General features: G+C 60.9%; 18 protein-coding genes and 2 tRNA genes. 8 read left to right on the forward strand and 12 right to left on the reverse strand.

All coding sequences use genetic code 11. The features are described from left to right. Positions 1–25 precede the first annotated feature (25 nt). Positions 26–1,870 carry a gamma-glutamyltransferase gene (ggt, locus tag F8N66_RS21490; protein WP_150772467.1) on the reverse strand — a complete coding sequence of 615 codons (1,845 nt, stop codon included), beginning with the start codon at positions 1,868–1,870 and terminating at the stop codon, positions 26–28. Between the two features lie 165 nt (positions 1,871–2,035). On the opposite strand from ggt, the gene F8N66_RS21495 reads away from it, so the two are divergent. Next, complete coding sequence (locus F8N66_RS21495; RefSeq protein ID WP_150772105.1) at positions 2,036–3,145, forward strand: DUF2817 domain-containing protein; 1,110 nt, start codon at positions 2,036–2,038, stop codon at positions 3,143–3,145. 184 nt (positions 3,146–3,329) lie between these two features. On the opposite strand, the gene F8N66_RS21500 is transcribed toward F8N66_RS21495, so the two are convergent. Both F8N66_RS21500 and F8N66_RS21505 read right to left on the reverse strand, forming a co-directional pair. Further along, positions 3,330–3,406 (reverse strand) — tRNA-Met (locus F8N66_RS21500). A gap of 116 nt (positions 3,407–3,522) precedes the next feature. After that, positions 3,523–5,580 (reverse strand): methyl-accepting chemotaxis protein, encoded by a 2,058-nt coding sequence (locus F8N66_RS21505; protein ID WP_150772106.1) that lies wholly within the window; start codon positions 5,578–5,580, stop codon positions 3,523–3,525. A 333-nt stretch (positions 5,581–5,913) separates the two neighbouring features. Here F8N66_RS21505 and F8N66_RS21510 point away from each other — a divergent pair, with 333 nt between their 5' ends. Continuing rightward, positions 5,914–7,131: an MFS transporter gene (locus tag F8N66_RS21510; protein ID WP_150772107.1), complete on the forward strand. Its 1,218-nt coding sequence runs from the start codon at positions 5,914–5,916 to the stop codon at positions 7,129–7,131. A gap of 160 nt (positions 7,132–7,291) precedes the next feature. Here F8N66_RS21510 and ychF read toward each other — a convergent pair whose 3' ends face one another. From ychF to F8N66_RS21550, 8 genes are all read right to left on the reverse strand, one after another. Beyond that, complete coding sequence (ychF, locus tag F8N66_RS21515) at positions 7,292–8,392, reverse strand: redox-regulated ATPase YchF (protein ID WP_150772108.1); 1,101 nt, start codon at positions 8,390–8,392, stop codon at positions 7,292–7,294. A gap of 22 nt (positions 8,393–8,414) precedes the next feature. Then, on the reverse strand, positions 8,415–8,999 hold the full coding sequence (gene pth / locus F8N66_RS21520) for an aminoacyl-tRNA hydrolase (protein WP_008037207.1): 585 nt from the start codon (positions 8,997–8,999) through the stop codon (positions 8,415–8,417). Between the two features lie 170 nt (positions 9,000–9,169). Continuing rightward, positions 9,170–9,769: a 50S ribosomal protein L25/general stress protein Ctc gene (locus F8N66_RS21525; protein WP_150772109.1), complete on the reverse strand. Its 600-nt coding sequence runs from the start codon at positions 9,767–9,769 to the stop codon at positions 9,170–9,172. Between the two features lie 141 nt (positions 9,770–9,910). Continuing rightward, positions 9,911–10,852, reverse strand: a complete 942-nt coding sequence (locus tag F8N66_RS21530; RefSeq protein ID WP_003171603.1) for a ribose-phosphate pyrophosphokinase — start codon at positions 10,850–10,852, stop codon at positions 9,911–9,913. A gap of 45 nt (positions 10,853–10,897) precedes the next feature. Next, positions 10,898–10,972 (reverse strand) — tRNA-Gln (locus F8N66_RS21535). Between the two features lie 36 nt (positions 10,973–11,008). Beyond that, positions 11,009–11,860 carry a 4-(cytidine 5'-diphospho)-2-C-methyl-D-erythritol kinase gene (gene ispE, locus F8N66_RS21540; RefSeq protein WP_150772110.1) on the reverse strand — a complete coding sequence of 284 codons (852 nt, stop codon included), beginning with the start codon at positions 11,858–11,860 and terminating at the stop codon, positions 11,009–11,011. Between the two features lies 1 nt (position 11,861). Continuing rightward, a complete protein-coding gene (gene lolB / locus F8N66_RS21545; protein WP_150772111.1) occupies positions 11,862–12,479 on the reverse strand; it encodes a lipoprotein insertase outer membrane protein LolB in 618 nt (205 codons plus the stop codon). Between the two features lie 4 nt (positions 12,480–12,483). After that, complete coding sequence (locus F8N66_RS21550) at positions 12,484–14,208, reverse strand: tetratricopeptide repeat protein (RefSeq protein WP_150772112.1); 1,725 nt, start codon at positions 14,206–14,208, stop codon at positions 12,484–12,486. 302 nt (positions 14,209–14,510) lie between these two features. Between F8N66_RS21550 and hemA the strand changes: the two genes are divergently transcribed. The 6 genes from hemA to F8N66_RS21580 all read left to right on the forward strand — a co-directional run bounded on the left by hemA (position 14,511) and on the right by F8N66_RS21580 (position 19,878). Further along, positions 14,511–15,800: a glutamyl-tRNA reductase gene (gene hemA / locus F8N66_RS21555; RefSeq protein WP_150772113.1), complete on the forward strand. Its 1,290-nt coding sequence runs from the start codon at positions 14,511–14,513 to the stop codon at positions 15,798–15,800. Then, positions 15,797–16,879 (forward strand): peptide chain release factor 1, encoded by a 1,083-nt coding sequence (gene prfA, locus F8N66_RS21560; protein WP_090325132.1) that lies wholly within the window; start codon positions 15,797–15,799, stop codon positions 16,877–16,879. The genes hemA and prfA overlap by 4 nt, the downstream gene beginning before the upstream one ends. Further along, a complete protein-coding gene (gene prmC, locus F8N66_RS21565; RefSeq protein ID WP_150772114.1) occupies positions 16,880–17,710 on the forward strand; it encodes a peptide chain release factor N(5)-glutamine methyltransferase in 831 nt (276 codons plus the stop codon). After that, positions 17,704–18,459 (forward strand): molybdopterin-synthase adenylyltransferase MoeB, encoded by a 756-nt coding sequence (locus tag F8N66_RS21570; RefSeq protein WP_150772115.1) that lies wholly within the window; start codon positions 17,704–17,706, stop codon positions 18,457–18,459. Before prmC ends, F8N66_RS21570 begins: the two co-directional genes overlap by 7 nt. Beyond that, the gene (gene murI, locus F8N66_RS21575) at positions 18,452–19,243 is read left to right on the forward strand and encodes a glutamate racemase (RefSeq protein ID WP_150772116.1); all 792 of its coding nucleotides are present in this window, start codon (positions 18,452–18,454) and stop codon (positions 19,241–19,243) included. The genes F8N66_RS21570 and murI overlap by 8 nt, the downstream gene beginning before the upstream one ends. A 116-nt stretch (positions 19,244–19,359) precedes the next feature. Next, on the forward strand, positions 19,360–19,878 hold the full coding sequence (locus F8N66_RS21580; protein ID WP_150772117.1) for an acyloxyacyl hydrolase: 519 nt from the start codon (positions 19,360–19,362) through the stop codon (positions 19,876–19,878). A 128-nt stretch (positions 19,879–20,006) separates the two neighbouring features. On the opposite strand, the gene F8N66_RS21585 is transcribed toward F8N66_RS21580, so the two are convergent. Continuing rightward, on the reverse strand, positions 20,007–20,312 hold the full coding sequence (locus F8N66_RS21585) for a YkgJ family cysteine cluster protein (RefSeq protein ID WP_150772118.1): 306 nt from the start codon (positions 20,310–20,312) through the stop codon (positions 20,007–20,009). Between the last annotated feature and the right edge of the window lie 34 nt (positions 20,313–20,346).

Genomic DNA, 20,346 nt, shown 5'->3' on the forward strand with positions numbered 1-20,346 from the left:
CAGGGTTTTCATACCCGCGTACGACTCAATCCCCCAATGCTTCCCCCTCACGTCGAGGGTCGGCTCCGCCTGTCAGCGAGGCTTTGCCCTGCGCATCCTTGACCCGGACGATCGCCTGGGTGCCGCTGGTCATGTCGATTTCGCTCACGGGGTGACCCTTATCCTTCAAGGCCTGGATCAGTGCCGGGCTGAATTGTCCGCGTTCCAGTTCGGTCGCACCGTTGCGGCTGCCGAAGTTGGGCAGGTTGATGGCCGACTGTGCGTCCAGGTTCCAGTCGAGCAAGCCGATGGTGGTTTTGGCCACGTATTCGATAATTTGCGAGCCGCCGGGTGAGCCGACGCTGGCAACGAACTCGCCGCTCTGGCGATCAAAGATCAGTGTTGGCGCCATGGACGAGCGCGGGCGTTTGCCGGGTTCGACGCGGTTGGCGACTTTTTGCCCGTTCTCTTCGGGGATGAACGAAAAGTCGGTCATCTCGTTATTGAGCAGAAAACCCTGAACCATCAGGTGCGAGCCGAAGGCCGATTCAATGGTGGTGGTCATGGACACGGCGCCACCCTGATCATCGACGGCGACCACCTGCGAGGTGGAGATTCGCAGCGGTGAGCGATCCATCGCGTAGGCAACCTGAATGCCCGGCGGCGTACCCGGTTGAGCCGTGCCCATGCTGCGCTGACCGATCAGGGCGGCGCGGCTGGCCAGGTAGGCCGGATCCACCAGGCCTTTCACGGGCACGGGCACAAAGTCGGTATCGGCCACGTACTGGGCGCGGTCGGCGTAGGCCAGGCGCTCGGCTTCGGAGATCAGGTGCACCGCGTCGGGGTCCGGTTCGAGGCCGGCGGGGGCCGTGCTCTTGACCGGTTTCATCGGTGCCAGGGCCAGGCGTTTATCGCGCGCCTCCAGGGCTTGCAGCGTTCCGAGGATCTGCGCCACGGCAATTCCGCCCGAGGATGGCGGCGGCATGCCACACACCTGCCAGCGTTTGTAATCGGTGCACAGCGCAGGGCGCTCCTTGGCGCTGTAGTGCTTGAGGTCGTTCAGCGACAGGCTGCCCGGGTTGGCATGGCCCTGAACCTTGGCCACGATTTCCTGGGCGATGGCGCCTTTGTACAAAGCATCCGCGCCTTCTTTGGCGATGCGCCGGAACACGGCGGCCAGGGCCGGGTTGTTCAGGCGTGTGCCGGTGGCCTTCGGGCTGCCGTCGGCATTCAGAAAGTACGCTGCCATGTCCGGAGAGTTGCGCAGTTTTGAATCCGAAGCGATCAGCAGATGTAGACGTGGCGAGATGGCGAAGCCTTGCTCGGCGAGTGTGATGGCTGGTTCGAACAGCTGCGCCCAGGGCAGGCGACCGTGTCTTTGATGGGCCAGTTCAAGGGCGCGCAATACGCCCGGTGTCCCCACCGAGCGGCCACCGATCTGCGCCTGAGTGAACCCCATCGGTTGTCCGTCGGCTTGCAGGAACAGCCGCTCGGTGGCGCCGGCCGGAGCCGTTTCGCGACCGTCGTAGGTGCGCACGGCCTTGCCATCCCAAAGCACGATCAACGCGCCACCGCCGATACCCGACGACTGTGGTTCGACCAGTGTCAGCACCGCCTGCATCGCAATCGCCGCATCGATGGCCGAACCGCCGCGACGCAGCATCTCCCGCCCGGCTTCGGCCGCCAGTGGGTTGGCGGCTGCGGCCATGTGTCGTGTGGCGTGCCGGGTCTGCAGGTCGGTGCGGTAGCCGGAAGCGTTTTCCGGAGCGAGTGGCAGCGTCGAGACCGATGGCGAAGAGGGCGGCGCGTTGCAAGCGCCCAGGGTCAGCGCGGCGGCGATCAGCGACAAGGCTGACAGGCGAAAGCGGCTCAAGTGGAAGGCTGGAAACACGTTGGGCACTCTGTCCATGGGAAATGGTCAGGGGACTGTATCGGTCACCACGCGATGGCGCAAACCGGGTCCTGCGGCAATGACGCTTTTGTCCTTCATCAATGGGCGCAATGTCTGTAGGGTCGTAGCCATCCGCCAGGCCAGAACAATCGACAAGAGGCACACATGCAGACCGAGTTTCCGACCCAGCCCAGCTATCGCTCCCAGCGCGAACAATTCCTCGCGGCGGCCACCGCTGCGGGGGCGACGCTGACCGAGTATCCACACCCGCTCAAAGGGCCGTTCGGCGAGCACTTGAGCACCGACGTGGCGGTCTTTGGCGATCCCGCCGCCAAACGACTATTGATTGCGCTGAGCGGCACCCATGGCGTCGAGGGCTTCTACGGTTCGGGTTGTCAGATCAAGTGGCTGCAGGAGTTGGGCAAGCGTTCGTTGCCGGCGGATGTCGCGGTGGTGATGATCCATGCGATCAATCCGTGGGGCATGGCGTGGTTGCGCCGGGTGAACGAAGACAACATCGACCTGAACCGCAACCACCTGGATTTCGACGGTCCTTTGCCGGACAACCAGGCCTACCAGGCGCTGCATGACATCTACGCCTGCACCCAGCTCAAAGGCCCCGAGCGTGACCGCGCGGACGCGCTGCTGGATGAACAAATCAACAAGCATGGCTGGCCGGCGGTGATGTCGATTGTCGAGGGTGGACAGCATGCGCATCCCGACGGATTGTTTTACGGCGGGCTGGCGCCGAGCTGGTCGAATCGCACCTTGCACCAGATCATCGAGAAACACGCCGCACACGCCGACGTCGCCCTGTGCTTTGACTTGCACACCGGTGCCGGCGAGTACGGTCATCCGATGTTGCTCACCATCACCGAGTCAGCCTATCCGGCGCTGGCCGATGCCCAGGCGATCTACGGGCCATGGCTCTACACCTTGCAGACCGGTGCGCAGACGCTGAGCGAAACCGGCGTTGCAGCCACCGCGACCGGTTATACCTCGCAAGCCCTGATCGATGCGCTGCCACAGGTGCGGTTGATGCCGTTCGTCATCGAGTGCGGGACCTATCCGGGAGCGGATGTGCATCGTCATCTGCGCGATGACCACTGGCTGCATCTGTATGGCAACCCGAGTGATGGTGTGGGCCGCGAGATCAAACTGAATCTGCTTGAGCAGTTCTATCCGGCCGATAGCGACTGGCAGGCGATGGTCTGGTTGCGAACCTGGCAGATCTGGGAGAGGGCGTTGTCGGCGCTGCCCACCATTCGCACCTGATACCTGTAGGCGCGAGCATGCTCGCGATGGTCGAAAGAACGCCGTGGGGCATCAGGCTGACAGCGTTATCGTTTATGACCATCGCGAGCATGCTCGCTCCTACAGGTAGATAACGACAATCGATGTCCAGTTTTTTCGAGGCATAAAAAAACGGCCTACCTTGCGGTAAGCCGTTTTTAGTACTTGGTGGCTACACAGGGACTTGAACCCCGGACCCCAGCATTATGAATGCTATGCTCTAACCAACTGAGCTATGTAGCCAAGTGGCGCGCATTATTCACCGGTAATGCAGATGCGTCAAGCGTAAATTCAAAATATTTCTCTACACTTTCAACCGCTTATCCTCCGTGGCCAGAAAAACCGCCCGGAGGAGGGCGTCAATTGAGCTGAAATCTGCCGGTATTGGCGCTCAGGGCCTTGCTGCCCTGGCTCAAGGTGTCCGCGGCAAGGTTCACCGCCCGCGCACCTTCGAGCAAGCGGACTGCCGCCTGATCGACTTGCTGGATGTTGCCGCTGACTTCATCGGCGGTGCTGGCTTGCTCGTCGACCGCCGTGGCGATCTGCGCCAGGGTGTCGGTGACGCCCTGCACGGCGCTGGCAATTTCCCCCAGGCGTTCCCCGAGGCCGGTGACGGCGTGTGCGTCGGATTGTGCCTGGTCGCAGGCGGCTTCCATCAGGCTGACCGCTTCGTTGACCGTGCTGCGCAAACTGTCGACCGTCCCGGCGATCTGCGCGGTCGAGGACTGGGTGCGTTGCGACAGGCTGCGGACCTCGTCGGCCACCACCGCAAAACCGCGACCCTGTTCACCTGCGCGAGCGGCCTCGATGGCGGCATTGAGGGCCAGCAGGTTGGTCTGCTCCGCGACGCCGCGAATGGTATCGACCACCAGTTGAATCTGCTGCCCCTGTTCACTGACACGCCCCAGCGCGGCAGCGGTGTCGTTCAGGCGTTGATTGAGCTGCTGGATACTCGCCGTCGTGCGCTGGCTGTCACGGCTGCTGTCGGCGGCGATGCGCCGGGTGTGCTGGGCGCTGCCAGAGGCCCGTTCGCAGCTCGCGGCCACCCCCTGGGAGGTGGCGGCCAATTGCGTCGCTGCCGCGGCGATCTGGCTGATCTGCAGCTGCTGCGCTTCCACTTCGCCGAGGGCGTCGCTGGCGTGATGATTGAGGGTTTGCACCGCGCTGCTCAGCTGCAAGGTTTCGTGATCGACACCCAGCAGGCTGGTGCGCAGTTGCAGGACGGCGACATTGAGCGCGGTGCTGATGGCGGCCAGTTCGTCGCGCCCTTGCACCGGCACTTGCAGGCTCAGATTGCCATCGCGCAGGGCTTCGGCCAGCAAGGTGATGCCGCTGGCACTGCGGCGAATCGATGCCTGCAAGCAGATGAACAGGTACAGCGCGGCCAGCAGCAGGCAACCCAAAATGCTTGCCACGACCATGAACTGGCGAATCGCCGAGTCATGGTAGTAATCCAGGCGCTGATCCAGCGACACCAGCGATTGCTGGCGCAGCGTGGAGAGGTCGGCGAGCAGGGCATCCAGAGTCCGCTCGAACTCATCCGGCTTGAGGGTGATGCTGCCGCCGAACACGCCGTCATCCAGCACTTTCAAGCCCGCATCGAGGCGCTTGAGGCTGTCGTGGTATTGCCCCGCCCATGCCTGCAGGGCGCTGGGCAAACGCGCTTCGAGCAAGCCGGCGGTTTTTACCAGCTGCTCGCGGGCATCGCCGATACGGCTGCGCAAGTCGCGAAGTTGCAGGCGGCTTTGCAGGGTGAATTGGCCGGACACCACCGAGGCCTGGCCGACACTGGCCAGGCGGCCGATCCGTTCGATCAGGTCGGGTGCGTGTTGGGTGGAAATCTGGGTCAGCAAATAGGTTTCCAGCCAGGGAGCCAGGGTCAGCCGATTGTCCATGGCGATCTGTTCGCGCAAGGCTTGCAGGGCGCTCAAGGCGCTGGTGAAGCGATCGTAGCCATCCGGCCACCAACCCACGCTGCTCAGGCTTTTGGAGTCCAGGCCGTCGAGGGCTTTGTGCAGGGCTTGATAACGGGCCAGGGTTTCGCCCTCGGCACCTTCTTTTTGCAGTGTGTCATGCAGGTCCGACGCGGCCTGGGTGACGGCAGGCTGGACGGCATCGAACGCGGCCATGGCGGCAAGGGTGGCAGGTGTCGGTTGACGATTGGTTTCGGTCGCGCGCCAGCGGGCTGCGCGATCGCGTTGTGCTGCCAGCAGATTATCGAGCGTATCGAGAGCGAGCAGTTGTCGAACCCCGGCACGTTCGCCGGAGATCAAGTTCAGTTTGTCGCGATAATCCTGGCCAATCATCCACAGGCTGCCGGCCAGCGGCAGGATGAACAGCAGAAACAGCAACTGGAATTTACGCGCGAAGCCAAAACGCCCCAGCAGTCCGATCCCCGGTGATAAAAAAGCCTGCATGCCCCACGACTCCTTTGGACACCACGCGCCATTAGCGTGCATCGGGGCCTTGCGACCACGACCCGTGCCCTTTTAAAAGGCCTCGAAAGTTCACCCTCGCCAGCTCTGTAGGCCGACTCTGTGGCGAAACTTCCCATTCTCGGTCCCCTTTGTAAGGGGGCCGCGTTGAAGCGGATAAGCAAGGCAAGATTCAGACCATGGCTAAGCGCTATCACCTTGCGAAGCGCTGAAAATCGAGGTCGTTAGCAGGCTAAGGGGATGGCGCTGCTGCACCGAAAAATGGCACATTGACGCACCTGCCTGTGCGCACCTCTCTGTTGTCCGGAATCCCTCATGGCTATCAGCAACGTTCAGTCCGCCGCCGCGTCGGCGTCCGCTCCTTCACAAAGCAGTCCGCTGGTCATGCGCATCATTGGCGCAGTGGCCCTGGCGCATTTGATCAACGACCTGATCCAGTCGGTGCTGCCGTCGATCTACCCGATGCTCAAGGCCAACTACGGCCTGACCTTCACCCAGGTTGGCCTGATCACCCTGACGTTCCAGCTGACGGCCTCCTTGCTGCAACCCTGGGTCGGTTATCACACTGACCGCCATCCCAAGCCCTGGCTGTTGCCCGCCGGCACGGTCTGCACCTTGATCGGGATTCTGATGATGTCGGTGGTCGGCAGTTTTCCGATGATACTGTTGGCGGCGGGGTTGATCGGCATCGGCTCCTCGACCTTTCACCCGGAAGCTTCTCGCGTGGCACGGCTGGCCTCGGGCGGGCGTTTCGGCCTGGCACAGTCGACCTTTCAGGTCGGCGGCAACGCGGGGTCGGCCTTCGGCCCATTGCTGGCGGCGGCGATCATCATCCCCTACGGGCAGGGGCATGTGGCCTGGTTCGGCTTGTTTGCGGTGTTCGCCCTGTTCGTGCTCTATCGGATCAGCCGCTGGTACGCCAACCACTTGAGCCTGTTCAAGCTCAAACAGGGTCAGGCGGCGACTCATGGCCTGTCCAGGGGGCGAGTGACCAGCGCGCTGGTGGTACTTGGGCTGCTGGTGTTTTCCAAGTACTTCTACATGGCCAGTTTCACCAGTTACTTCACCTTCTACCTGATCGAGAAGTTCGACCTTTCGGTGGCCAGTTCGCAGTTGCACCTGTTCCTGTTTCTCGGCGCGGTGGCGGCGGGGACGTTCTTCGGCGGGCCGATCGGCGACAAGATCGGGCGTAAGGCGGTGATCTGGTTCTCGATTCTCGGCGTCGCGCCGTTCACCCTGATCCTGCCGCACGTCGACCTGTTCTGGACCAGCATTCTCAGTGTGGTCATCGGCTTCGTGCTGGCGTCGGCGTTCTCGGCCATCGTGGTGTATGCCCAGGAACTGGTGCCGGGCAATGTCGGAATGATCGCCGGGGTGTTCTTCGGCCTGATGTTCGGCTTTGGCGGGATCGGGGCTGCTCTGCTGGGGCATCTGGCGGATATCCACGGCATCGAGTACGTGTACTTCCTGTGTTCATTCCTGCCGTTGCTGGGGGTGCTGGCGATCTTCCTGCCAAGAACCAAAAAAGCTTGATGCCTAAAAAGATCGCAGCCTTCGGCAGCTCCTACACTGGTATGGCGTACACCCTGTAGGAGCTGCCGAAGGCTGCGATCTTTTGTTATCTGCCATCAGGCACAAAAAAGCCGCGTATCAAACGCGGCTTTTTCCTGGGCGGGTGCTTAGTCCAGAAAACTTAGACGTTGAAGCGGAAGTGCATCACGTCGCCGTCTTTGACGATGTAGTCCTTGCCTTCCAGGCGCCATTTACCGGCTTCCTTGGTACCCGCTTCACCCTTGTACTGGATGAAGTCGTTGTAGGCGATCACTTCGGCGCGGATGAAGCCTTTTTCGAAGTCGGTGTGGATCACGCCAGCGGCTTGTGGTGCGGTGGCACCGACGCGGACGGTCCAGGCGCGGACTTCTTCGACACCGGCGGTGAAGTAGGTCTGCAGGTGCAGCATTTCGTAGCCCGCACGGATCACGCGGTTCAGCCCAGGTTCTTCCAGGCCCAGGGCTTCGAGGAACATGTCCTTCTCTTCGCCGTCGTCCAGCTCGGCGATTTCCGCTTCGATCTTGTTGCAGACCGGCACGACCATGGCGCCTTCTTCTTCGGCAATGGCCTTGACCACGTCCAGGTGCGGGTTGTTCTCGAAACCGTCTTCAGCGACGTTGGCGATGTACATGACCGGCTTGGTGGTCAGCAGGTGGAAGCCCTTGATCACCGCTTTCTCGTCGGTGCTCATGTTCTTCATCAGGCTGCGCGCCGGCTTGCCTTCGGTGAAGTGAGCGATCAGTTGCTCCAGCAGGCCTTTCTGAACGACGGCGTCCTTGTCGCCGCCCTTGGCGTTGCGCGCGACTTTCTGCAGTTGTTTTTCGCAGCTGTCGAGGTCGGCGAAGATCAATTCCAGGTCGATGATTTCGATGTCGCGTTTCGGGTCGACGCTGTTGGAGACGTGAATGACGTTCTCGTCCTCGAAGCAGCGGACCACGTGGGCGATGGCATCGGTTTCACGAATGTTGGCCAGGAACTTGTTGCCCAGGCCTTCGCCTTTCGACGCGCCGGCAACCAGGCCAGCGATGTCGACGAATTCCATGGTGGTCGGCAGGATGCGTTTCGGATTGACGATGGCGGCCAGGGCATCCAGGCGCGGATCCGGCATCGGCACGATACCGCTGTTGGGCTCGATGGTGCAGAAGGGGAAGTTCTCGGCCGCGATACCGGATTTGGTCAGCGCGTTGAACAGGGTGGACTTGCCGACGTTAGGCAGGCCGACGATGCCGCAATTGAATCCCATGGTGTTTCCCCTCGGATTAGAGTCAGGCCTTCTGGCTGTGCAGGTTTTTCATCGCGCGGTTCCATTCGCCGGCGAGAATATCCGGCAGCACGCCGAGGGCAAAGTCGATGCTGGCATCGAGTTTTTCCTGTTCGGCGCGTGGCGCACGACCCAGGACGAAATTTGAAACCATACTGGCAACGCCCGGGTGGCCAATGCCAAGCCGCAAGCGGTAGAAGGTATTCTGATTGCCCAGTTGCGCAATGATGTCGCGCAACCCGTTGTGACCGCCGTGGCCGCCACCCTGCTTGAGCTTGGCAACGCCCGGAGGCAGGTCGAGTTCGTCGTGCGCCACCAGGATCTCTTCAGGCTTGATGCGGAAGAAACCGGCGAGTGCCGCCACGGCCTGGCCGCTGCGGTTCATGTAGGTGGTGGGAATCAGCAGGCGAACATCCTGACCCTGGTGCGAATAGCGCCCGGTCAGGCCGAAATACTTGCGATCGGCCACAAGGTTGACGCCTTGGGCGTTCGCGATGCGCTCAACAAAAAGGGCCCCTGCGTTATGCCGGGTCTGTTCGTATTCAGCGCCTGGATTTCCCAGGCCAACGATCAGTTTAATGGCAGTCACGATAGGGGCCCTTCCTTGGAGTGGTGGATAACATCGCCGCAATCAGGGAAAGCGGCGAAAGTGGACGAACATTGCTCATTTACCATGAATGTAAACTCCGCGTTCTCGCCCGCTTTCTCGCTACGCTCTAGTCCGCGATGTTTCCGGTCACTCCGGCGTACAGAGTAAAATTACTCTGCAGCGCCTTCTGCAGCTTCTGGAGCAACACGTGGAGCGTGGACGTTGGCAACAGCCTTGTCATCACCGTGTGCCAGAGCAACAAACTCAACGCCTTTAGGGGCTTTGAGGTCGGACAGGTGAATGATCGAACCGATTTCGGCGTTAGCCAGGTCGACTTCGATGAATTCAGGCAGGTCTTTCGGCAGGCAGGACACTTCGATTTCCGAAGTGACGTGCGAGATTTCGCCGCCTTTCTTGACCGGTGCTTCTTCGTTGATGAAGTGCACTGGAACGATAGCGGTCAGTTTCTGGCCAGCTACTACGCGTACGAAGTCAGCGTGCATCACGTGGCCTTTGGCCGGGTGACGTTGCAGGGCTTTGATCACGACGTTTTGCTTGGTGCCGCCAACGTTCAGCTCGATGATGTGGCTGTAAGCCGCTTCGTTTTCGAGCAGTTTGGCAACTTCTTTGGCCAGCATGCTGATGGATTCAGGGGCTTTGTCGCCACCGTAAACTACAGCTGGAACCAGGCTTGCGAGACGACGCAGGCGGCGGCTCGCACCTTTCCCCAGGTCGGAACGCACTTCAGCATTCAGAGTAAAATCGTTCATGTTGTATCTCCAAAATAACCACACTCGCCCCAGCGTTTGCGACCAGCGCTAAAGGCGATATGGGCAAAAAAGCCCCGCCCCGACAGGAATGCCGGGGCGGGGCGCTTTTCGTCAACGAGAAGTTCGAGAAGGGCAGGGCCCTTAACGGAACATCGCGCTGATCGATTCTTCATTGCTGATGCGGCGAACCGCCTCGGCAACTACCGGTGCGATATCCAGTTGGCGGATACGCGCACAGGCTTGTGCTGCAGCGGACAGCGGGATGGTGTTGGTCACCACCAGCTCGTCCAGCACGGAATTTTCGATGTTTTCGATCGCCCGACCGGACAGCACAGGGTGCGTACAGTAGGCGAAAACCTTGGCAGCGCCATGCTCTTTCAAGGCCTTGGCCGCGTGGCACAGGGTGCCGGCGGTATCGACCATGTCATCGACCAGAATACAGGTACGCCCTTCGACATCACCGATGATATGCATCACTTCAGAGTGATTGGCTTTCTCACGGCGTTTGTCGATGATCCCGAGATCCACGCCCAGGGATTTGGCAACAGCCCGTGCACGCACGACGCCACCAATGTCCGGGGACACGATCATCAGGTTTTCGAAGCGCTGATCTTCAATGTCATCCACCAGAACCGGGGAGCCGTAGATGTTATCTACCGGAATATCGAAGAAACCCTGGATTTGGTCAGCATGCAGATCAACCGTGAGAACACGGTCGATGCCGACTACGGTAAGCATGTCAGCGACGACTTTCGCGCTGATAGCCACACGTGCGGAACGCGGACGGCGATCCTGACGGGCATAACCAAAGTAAGGAATAACAGCAGTGATACGAGTAGCCGAGGAGCGGCGGAAGGCGTCAGCCATCACTACCAGTTCCATCAGGTTATCGTTGGTCGGAGCGCAAGTCGGCTGAATAATGAAGACATCCTTACCGCGGACGTTTTCATTGATCTCGGCTGTAATTTCGCCGTCGGAGAACTTACCGACAGAGATGTCACCGAGAGGGATATGCAGCTGACGTACGACACGCCGAGCCAGATCGGGGTTAGCATTCCCCGTAAAGACCATCATCTTGGACACGCGCAGTACCTAGAGGCTGAGGGTAACCTGGATGAGTATAGAAAATGGCAGGGGCGGCTGGATTCGAACCAACGCATGGCAGGATCAAAACCTGCTGCCTTACCGCTTGGCGACGCCCCTGTATCTGTTGCAACGAGTACCCAGTACTCGGTTCCTTTAGAGCAGGTCTTGCAGCTTGCGATGCAACATCGAAATGTTGCTTCCTTTTGCTACAAACCCTGTAAGGGTCTCTGTAAGAAGGGCCGAGACTTTATCAGCTTCAGCTTTGCTTGGGAAGCCCCCAAACACACAACTTCCAGTTCCGGTGAGTTTTGCTTCGGTAAATTTACCTAGCAAATTCAAGGCGTTACGAACTTCTGGATAACGTCTTGCTACCACCGGCAAGCAGTCATTACGACTGTTTCCCTTGGGAACGGGGCGCACTTTAATGGGCGGCGTGTTACGTGTCAACAACGGATCGGAAAAAATTTCTGCTGTGCTTACAGAGACTTGCGGTACCAGTACGACGTACCAGGGTTCCTCGGGTTCAACAGGGGTCAGTTTCTCCCCCACGCCCTCGGCAAAAGCCGCATGGCCGCGCACGAAAACCGGGACATCGGCCCCCAGCGTCAGGCCCAGGGCGGCAAGCCGGTCTTCGTCCCAGCCCAGTTGCCACAGGTGATTGAGGCCGAGCAGGGTGGTCGCGGCATTCGAGCTGCCACCACCGATCCCGCCACCCATGGGCAGGACCTTGTCGATCCAGATATCGATCCCCAGCGCACAGCCGGATTGTTCCTGGAGTTTCCTCGCGGCCTTGACGATCAGATTGCTGTCGTGGGGGACGCCTTCGAATTCAGTGTGCAACTGAATCACATCGTCTTCACGCACGGCGAAGGTGATTTCGTCGCCGTAATCGAGAAACTGAAACAGGGTCTGCAGTTCGTGGTAGCCATCTTCACGGCGACCCAGAATGTGCAGCATCAAATTGAGTTTGGCCGGGGAAGGCAGGGTCAGGCGATTCGCAGCCATGTCACAACCCCAGTTTGCGCGGTTGCCAGGCCTTGATGACCAGCGTGACATCAAGGTCGGTGCCGTGCAGTTTGATCCGCTCGGGCAACCAGTAACCGTTCTGCTCGGTGTAGGCGGTGTATTCGACCTGCCAGCCGTCCTGTTCCAGATTGGCCAGGCGGCTATCGCCATCCAGGGTCAGGCGGCTCTTGCTGTCCGGCGCCGGCAACCCGCGGACCCACCAGGCCAGGTTGGAAACCGGCAATTTCCAGCCCAGCTGCTCTTCAAGCAGCACATCCGGAGCCGACGCTTCGTATCGCCCTTGATTGGCGACTTCCAGGGACACCTTGCCGGGACGACCGGTCAGGCGAGCGGCGCCGCGACCCAGGGGGCCGGAAAGGCGGATGTCGTAGTAATCCTGGCGCTGCAACCAGAACAGCGTGCCGCTGCCAGAATCTTTTGGCGCACGAATGCCGATCTTGCCGTCGATCTGCCACCCATCGAGGGCGGTCAGTTGCTGTTTGTGTTCGCGCCATTGGGCGGGGTTGCCGTGGCCCTCGACCGATTCGCGGGCGCCGAAGCCCGCGCAACCGGCGAGCAGGGCGATGAAGCTGAAAACAATGATGTGGCGCAAAAACATAATCTTAAAGAGTCTCTGATCCGGTCAGGCGCTTGATGGTGCTGCGCAGGGTAGGGCTGTCGGGTTGTGCCTTGAGGAACTTGTCCCAGATTTGCCGGGCTTCGCGCTGCTTGCCGTTGGCCCACAGGACTTCGCCCAGGTGCGCGGCGACTTCCTGGTCCGGGAAGCGTTCCAGGGCCTGGCGCAGCAAGCGCTCCGCTTCGTCAAGGTTGCCCAGGCGGAAATTCACCCAGCCAAGGCTGTCGAGTACCGCCGGGTCTTCCGGATTGATCTGGTGCGCCTGTTCGATCAGGGCCTTGGCTTCGACATAGCGCGTCGTACGGTCGGACAGGGTGTAGCCGAGGGCATTCAGCGCCATCGCATTGTCCGGGTCGCGCTTGATGATCAGTCGCAGGTCTTTTTCCATCTGCGCCAGGTCATTGCGTTTTTCTGCTTGCATGGCCCGGGTGTAGAGCAGGTTGAGATCGTCCGGGTATTGCTGCAGCGCCTTTTCCAGCACTTTCCAGGCCTTGTCGCCCTGTTTATTGGCAGACAGGGTTTCGGCTTCGATCAGGTACAACTGGATCGCGTAGTCCGGTTGTTCATCGCGTTCAGTCGCAAGTTTGCTCTGGGCTTCGGCGGTCTTGCCGTTACCCATCAGGATATCGGCCTGGCGCAATTGTGCCGGCAGGTAGTCGTTACCCGGACCGACCTGGCCGTACTCGATCAGCGCGCCCTGTGGATCGTTGCGCTCCTCGGCGATTCGCCCCAGGTTCAGGTGTGCTGAATCGACGTGGCTGTCGCGGGCGATCAAGTCCTCCAGATAACCCTTGGCCTCGTTCCAGGCCTTGGCTTCCAGGCAGACCAGCGCCAGGGAGTAACGCAACTCGTCGTCTTCCGGGTATTGCTGGACCAGGCTGGAGAACTCGGCTTTCGCGTCGTCCATGCGGTCCTGTTCGACCAGCATGCGGGCGTAGGTCAGGCGCAGGCGCTTGTCGTCCGGGTATTTCCTGATGCTTTTTTGTAGCAGCGGCAGGGCTTCTTCGCCGCGATCAAGGGATTGCAGCAGGCGCGCGCGCAGCAGGATCGGGGCGATTTCGCCGTCGTCCGGCGGGTTGTCTTCCAGCAGGGTCAGCGCGCCCCGGGAGTCGCCGTCCTGCTGCATCAGCAAGGCCTTGCCGAAAATCAGCTGGCCGTTGTTCGGATGACGCTGCAGCAAACGGTCGAAGCTCTTCATCAAGCCGTTACGCGTGTCCTGGTCGGTGTCGGCCGCGGACAGGGCGAGGAAGTCGAAATGGGTGTCGCCCTTGCCCTGCAGGACTTTCTCCATGTAGACCATGGAGTCGTCATAGCGCCCGGCGCGCGCCAGTTGCACGGCGGCGGCCCGTTGCGCCTCGAGGTCGTCGGGAGCGTTTTTCGCCCAGATCAGCGCGGTGTCCAGGGCAGCCTGATCGGCGCCCAGGTATTCGGCGATGCGGAATGCCCGCTCGGAGATGCCCGGATCCTGGGTATTGATGGCCTGGGTCACGTAGTTGTCCAGGGCAATGTCGAAACGATTGCGCTGGCCAGCCAGTTCGGCGCTCAGCAGGCTGAAGACGGTGTCTTCGCTGAACGAGCTGTAAACCTTGGGCTTTTCAGGTGCCGGGGTGCTGTCTTCAGCCGGTGGCGTACCGTCCGGCGACACGGGTGCCAAGGCCTGGCAGCCGCTGAGGAAGACAAAAGCGAGAAGCAACGCGGAAGATCTATTCATATAGGAAGAGGACGACTAACCTGCGGTCGGATCATCATGACACAAGCCTTGGGCCAAACATAACCGGCCCGCCAATTTACCCATCGCCCCAATACCCGCAGGAGCTGCCGAAGGCCGCGATCTTTTGATCTTGCTTTACAACAGCACGAGATCGCAGCCGAAGGCAGCGCCTGCAAAAGCAGTAAACGAGAAGCGCTCGCAAACGCAGGTCTCGCCTACCAGGCCAATAGATATCGAGTAGTTGTTCTGAATCTGGCGAAGTAGGACAATTGCCGGCTTCACGTCACCATCAGCGACTTTGAATGGCCTTCCTTGCACTCGGTATTAACCACAAGACTGCTTCAGTAGACGTCCGCGAGCGCGTGGCCTTTACCCCTGAGCAGCTGGTTGAGGCCTTGCAGCAGCTCTGCCGACTTACCGACAGCCGCGAAGCTGCGATCCTCTCCACCTGCAATCGCAGTGAACTCTATATAGAACAGGATCACCTGTCGGCCGATGTCGTGCTGCGCTGGCTGGCCGAATATCACCATTTGAGCCTCGATGAGCTGCGTCAAAGCGCTTATGTGCACGAAGATGATGCGGCAGTTCGTCACATGATGCGGGTCGCCTCCGGGCTCGATTCGCTGGTGTTGGGCGAGCCGCAGATTCTCGGCCAGATGAAATCGGCCTACGCCGTGGCGCGTGAGGCGGGCACCGTCGGTCCGTTGCTCGGGCGGCTGTTCCAGGCCACGTTCAACGCGGCCAAGCAGGTGCGCACCGACACGGCGATCGGGGAAAACCCGGTGTCCGTGGCCTTTGCCGCGGTCAGCCTGGCCAAACAGATTTTCAGCGACCTGCAACGCAGCCAGGCCTTGCTGATTGGTGCTGGCGAGACCATTACCCTGGTCGCCCGCCATCTGCATGATCTGGGGGTCAAGCGTATCGTGGTGGCCAACCGTACGCTGGAGCGCGCGAGCATCCTGGCCGAACAGTTCGGCGCTCACGCGGTGCTGTTGTCGGACATTCCGGCAGAACTGGTGCGCAGCGACATCGTCATCAGCTCGACCGCCAGCCAACTGCCGATCCTTGGCAAGGGCGCGGTGGAAAGTGCCCTGAAGCTGCGCAAGCACAAGCCGATCTTCATGGTGGACATTGCCGTTCCACGGGATATCGAGCCTGAAGTCGGCGAACTGGACGACGTTTACCTGTACAGCGTCGACGACCTCCACGAAGTGGTCGCCGAGAACCTCAAGAGCCGTCAGGGCGCTGCGCAGGCCGCGGAAGAAATGGTCTCGGTCGGTGCCGAAGATTTCATGATCCGCCTGCGCGAACTGGCGGCGGTGGACGTGCTCAAGGCCTATCGTCAACAGAGCGAACGCTTGCGCGACGAAGAATTGCAAAAGGCCCAGCGCCTGCTGGCCAACGGCGGCAGCGCCGAAGAGGTGCTGGTGCAACTGGCCCGCGGCCTGACCAACAAACTGATGCACGCGCCGAGCGTGCAGTTGAAAAAGCTCTCTGCCGAAGGGCGCCTCGATGCGCTGGCGATGGCTCAGGAACTCTTTGCCCTCCATGAGGGCTCATCGGAAAGCTTTTCGGATAAGAAACCGCAATGAAAGCGTCACTGCTCAATAAGCTGGACATCCTCCAGGACCGTTTCGAGGAATTGACCGCCTTGCTTGGCGACGGCGAGGTCATTTCCGATCAGAACAAATTCCGCACCTATTCCAAGGAATACGCGGAAGTCGAGCCGATTGTCGACACCTATAAGCAGTTGCTCAAAGTGCAGGGCGACCTCGAAGGTGCGCAGGCGCTGCTCAAGGACAGCGACCCGGACATGCGTGAAATGGCCGTGGAAGAAGTGCGCGAGGCCAAGGAGCGCCTGGTCGAACTGGAAGCCAGCCTGCAACGCATGCTGCTGCCCAAGGACCCGAACGACGGGCGTAACGTGTTTCTCGAAATCCGTGCCGGCACCGGCGGTGACGAGGCGGCGATTTTCTCCGGCGACCTGTTCCGCATGTATTCGCGGTACGCCGAGCGTCGTGGCTGGCGCGTGGAGATCCTCTCGGAAAACGAAGGCGAACATGGCGGCTATAAAGAAGTCATCGCCCGGGTTGAGGGCGACAACGTCTACGGCAAGCTGAAGTTCGAATCCGGCGCCCACCGCGTACAACGGGTCCCGGCGACAGAATCCCAGGGTCGCATCCACACCTCGGCCTGCACGGTGGCGGTATTGCCCGAGCCGGACGAGCAGGAAGCCATCGAAATCAACCCGGCGGACCTGCGGATCGACACCTACCGCTCCTCCGGAGCCGGTGGCCAGCACGTCAACAAGACCGACTCGGCCATTCGTATCACCCACTTGCCGTCGGGGATCGTGGTCGAGTGCCAGGAAGAACGGTCGCAGCACAAGAACCGCGCCCGCGCCATGTCCTGGCTGTCGGCCAAGCTCAATGACCAGCAGACCAGCGCCGCCGCCAATGCCATCGCCAGCGAGCGCAAGTTGCTGGTGGGGTCCGGTGACCGTTCCGAGCGCATCCGCACCTACAACTTTGCCCAGGGTCGGGTAACCGATCACCGGGTCAACCTGACCCTCTACTCCCTCGACGAAATCCTCGCCGGTGGCGTCGACGCGGTGATCGAGCCATTGCTGGCCGAGTATCAGGCCGATCAACTGGCAGCGATAGGTGAGTAAATGACGATCATTGCCAGTTTGTTGCGCGCCGCCGAATTGCCAGACTCGCCCACCGCGCGCCTGGATGCCGAATTGTTGCTGGCGGCGGCGCTGGGCAAGTCCCGCAGCTTTCTGCACACCTGGCCGGAGCGCATCGTTCCGAGCGAAGCCGCGCTGGCCTTTGCCGAATATTTGCAGCGTCGTCGCGGCGGCGAGCCGGTGGCTTACATTCTGGGTCAGCAAGGTTTCTGGAAGCTCGACCTGGAAGTGGCACCGCACACGCTGATCCCGCGCCCGGACACCGAATTGCTGGTGGAGGCCGCACTCGAACTGTTGCCGCCTACCCCTGCAAGCGTCCTGGACCTTGGCACCGGCAGCGGGGCCATCGCACTGGCCCTGGCCAGCGAGCGTCCGGCGTGGAAAGTCACGGCCGTGGACCGCGTGCCCGAAGCCGTGGCCCTGGCCGAGCGCAATCGCCAGCGCCTGCATTTGAACAACGCCAAGGTACTTGCCAGTCATTGGTTCAGCGCCCTGGAAGGCCAGCGTTTTGAGCTGATCATCAGCAACCCGCCGTATATCGCCGCGACCGATCCGCACCTGGTGGAAGGCGATGTGCGCTTCGAACCGGCCAGCGCCCTGGTGGCCGGGGTCGACGGGCTCGACGATCTGCGCTTGATCGTCGCCCAGGCACCGGATCATCTGGTGAGCGGTGGCTGGCTTATGCTCGAACACGGTTACGATCAAGCCGCGGCGGTCCGCGACCTGCTGCTGACCCGTGGTTTTGAAGAGGTCCACAGCCGCACCGATCTGGGCGGTCACCAACGCATCAGTCTGGGACGCCTGCCGTGCTGAATGATCAGGAATTGCTGCGCTACAGCCGGCAGATTCTGCTGGCGCACATCGACATCGACGGTCAGTTGCGGCTCAAAGACAGCCGCGTGCTGATCGTCGGCCTCGGCGGTCTCGGTGCGCCGGTAGCGCTGTATCTCGCGGCGGCGGGGGTTGGAGAGCTGCATCTGGCGGATTTTGACACGGTCGACCTGACCAACCTGCAACGCCAGATCATTCATGACACCGACAGCGTCGGCCTGAGCAAAGTCGATTCGGCGATCAAGCGCCTGACGGCCATCAATCCCGAGATACAACTGGTCGCCCACCGTTCGGCGCTGGATGAAGACACCCTGGCGACTGTCGTGGCGGGGGTGGACCTGGTCCTGGACTGTTCCGACAATTTCTCCACCCGTGAAGCGGTCAACGCCGCTTGCGTGGCCAGCGGCAAGCCTTTGGTCAGCGGCGCGGCGATTCGTCTCGAAGGGCAATTGTCGGTGTTCGACCCGCGTCGTGCTGAAAGCCCGTGCTACCACTGTTTATACGGGCACGGCAGCGAGGCTGAATTGACCTGCAGCGAAGCCGGGGTCGTCGGCCCGTTGGTCGGGTTGGTGGGCAGCCTGCAGGCCCTTGAAGCGCTGAAGTTGCTGGCCGGTTTCGGCGAACCGTTGGTAGGTCGCCTGTTGTTGATCGATGCCTTGGGCTCGCGCTTTCGTGAGTTGCGGGTCAAGCGGGATCCGGGTTGCAGCGTCTGTGGGCCCAAGCATGCGTGAAGCGCCGATCGGCGTGTTCGACTCCGGTGTCGGTGGGCTTTCGGTGCTGGCCGAGATCCAGCGGTTGCTGCCCAACGAATCGCTGTTGTACGTCGCCGATTGCGGGAACATTCCCTACGGCGAGAAAACGCCGCAATTCATCCAGCAGCGTTGCAGTGTCATGGCCGATTTTTTTCAACGCCAGGGCGCCAAGGCGCTGGTACTGGCCTGCAACACCGCCACCGTCGCCGGCGTTGCCGACCTGCGCCGCGATTATCCCCAATGGCCCATCGTCGGGATGGAGCCCGCCGTCAAACCCGCTGCGGCCGCCACCCGAAGCGGCGTGGTCGGGGTGCTGGCCACGACGGGTACATTGCAGAGCGCCAAGTTCGCGGCGTTGCTCGACCGTTTCGCCACCGATGTGCGGGTGATCACCCAACCTTGCCCGGGGTTGGTGGAGCTGATCGAGAACGGCGATCTGCACAGTCCGGCCCTGCGCCAGTTGCTTGAGCGTTACGTTCAGCCGCTGCTTGCCGACGGCGCGGACACCATCATTCTCGGCTGCACCCATTACCCCTTCCTCAAGCCGTTGCTCAAGCAGATGATCCCCGATGACATCAGCCTGATCGACACCGGCGCCGCCGTCGCCCGGCAACTTCAACGCTTGCTGGCCGAACGCGAGCTGCTCGCCGCAGGGCCCGCCCGTGCCGCGCAGTTCTGGACCAGTGCCGATCCCGCTCATTTCAGAAATATCTTGCCGATTTTGTGGCAGACCGCTGGCGTTGTGCAAAGCTTCAGCGTGTAGGCAGGTTTTGGGGCGAGCGACTAATTGGGGTGAACTTCTAATAAATCGTCGACTTCTATAGCTGTGAGCGTCGAGCAATAAAAAAACCAAACGAATCGTTCGGAAAGGAAGTTTCTATGAAGCGACTATTCTGCTTGGCCGCGATTGCGGCTGCACTGATGGGGCACAGTTTTACCGCACAGGCGGCAGGCGTGGAGTTCGCGGTCGGCCAGACCGGCGAGTCGACCATGACGTATCGCCTGGGCATGCAATTCGATTGGGACAAGAGCTGGTGGCAGAGTGACGTGGGTCGACTGACCGGTTACTGGAGCGGCGCCTATACCTACTGGGAAGGCGATAAAACCTCCGGCAACAACAGCCTGTCGTTCTCTCCCGTGTTTGTGTACGAGTTTGCCGGTCAGAACGTCAAGCCGTACGTGGAACTTGGCGTGGGCGTGGCGTTGTTTTCCGACACTGAAATCGAGAACAACAACCTCGGTAGCGCCTTTCAGTTCGAAGACCGCCTGGGGGTCGGCCTGCGCTTTGCGGGCGGGCATGAAGTCGGGATTCGAGCGACGCACTATTCCAATGCCGGCATCAGCAGCCCGAACAACGGTGTTGAGAGTTACGCACTTCACTACACGTTACCGTTGTAATCACCGCATAACCAATGTGGGAGCGGGCTTGCTCGCGAAAGCAGTTTCACATTCAACACGTGTGTTAACTGGCAGTCCGCTTTCGCGAGCAAGCCCGCTCCCACATTAGATCTTTGCTGACCTGAATTTCAGCGGTACGCCGTCAATATCCCCTGGCGTTCGTCAATGCATTCCGGTGCGCCCATCTCGAATTCCCGGCAAATCAGCGGGCGCTTTTCGTAGATGGTGCACATCATCGTGTCGCGATCCAGCGCGGCGCACCAGCCGTCGTCCAGGCGCAACATGACTTCCCCACCCCAATCATCGGTATCGATATAGCGCTCGGGCACACCGGTGTCGGTGATCAGCATGACTTCAAGCTGGCAGCAGCAGGCTGCACAGGTCGAGCATGTCACGACCGGTTCGGTGATCTGCGTGTGGGGAATGGTTTTCATGGCGCGCAGTGTAAGGCAGTCAGTCGTTGCTGTG

It is taken from the genome of Pseudomonas fluorescens (genome assembly GCF_902498195.1).
Classification (GTDB): Bacteria; Pseudomonadota; Gammaproteobacteria; order Pseudomonadales; family Pseudomonadaceae; genus Aquipseudomonas; species Aquipseudomonas fluorescens_BU.

Bases quoted from the DNA above. Each gene is read 5' to 3' on its own strand.
- F8N66_RS21495 (WP_150772105.1), top strand. From the start codon at position 2,036: ATGCAGACCGAGTTTCCGACCCAGCCCAGCTATCGCTCCCAGCGCGAA.
- F8N66_RS21505 (WP_150772106.1), bottom strand. From the start codon at position 5,580: ATGCAGGCTTTTTTATCACCGGGGATCGGACTGCTGGGGCGTTTTGGC.
- F8N66_RS21510 (WP_150772107.1), top strand. From the start codon at position 5,914: ATGGCTATCAGCAACGTTCAGTCCGCCGCCGCGTCGGCGTCCGCTCCT.
- ychF (WP_150772108.1), bottom strand. From the start codon at position 8,392: ATGGGATTCAATTGCGGCATCGTCGGCCTGCCTAACGTCGGCAAGTCC.
- F8N66_RS21525 (WP_150772109.1), bottom strand. From the start codon at position 9,769: ATGAACGATTTTACTCTGAATGCTGAAGTGCGTTCCGACCTGGGGAAA.
- ispE (WP_150772110.1), bottom strand. From the start codon at position 11,860: ATGGCTGCGAATCGCCTGACCCTGCCTTCCCCGGCCAAACTCAATTTG.
- lolB (WP_150772111.1), bottom strand. From the start codon at position 12,479: ATGTTTTTGCGCCACATCATTGTTTTCAGCTTCATCGCCCTGCTCGCC.
- F8N66_RS21550 (WP_150772112.1), bottom strand. From the start codon at position 14,208: ATGAATAGATCTTCCGCGTTGCTTCTCGCTTTTGTCTTCCTCAGCGGC.
- hemA (WP_150772113.1), top strand. From the start codon at position 14,511: ATGGCCTTCCTTGCACTCGGTATTAACCACAAGACTGCTTCAGTAGAC.
- prfA (WP_090325132.1), top strand. From the start codon at position 15,797: ATGAAAGCGTCACTGCTCAATAAGCTGGACATCCTCCAGGACCGTTTC.
- prmC (WP_150772114.1), top strand. From the start codon at position 16,880: ATGACGATCATTGCCAGTTTGTTGCGCGCCGCCGAATTGCCAGACTCG.
- murI (WP_150772116.1), top strand. From the start codon at position 18,452: ATGCGTGAAGCGCCGATCGGCGTGTTCGACTCCGGTGTCGGTGGGCTT.
- F8N66_RS21580 (WP_150772117.1), top strand. From the start codon at position 19,360: ATGAAGCGACTATTCTGCTTGGCCGCGATTGCGGCTGCACTGATGGGG.
- F8N66_RS21585 (WP_150772118.1), bottom strand. From the start codon at position 20,312: ATGAAAACCATTCCCCACACGCAGATCACCGAACCGGTCGTGACATGC.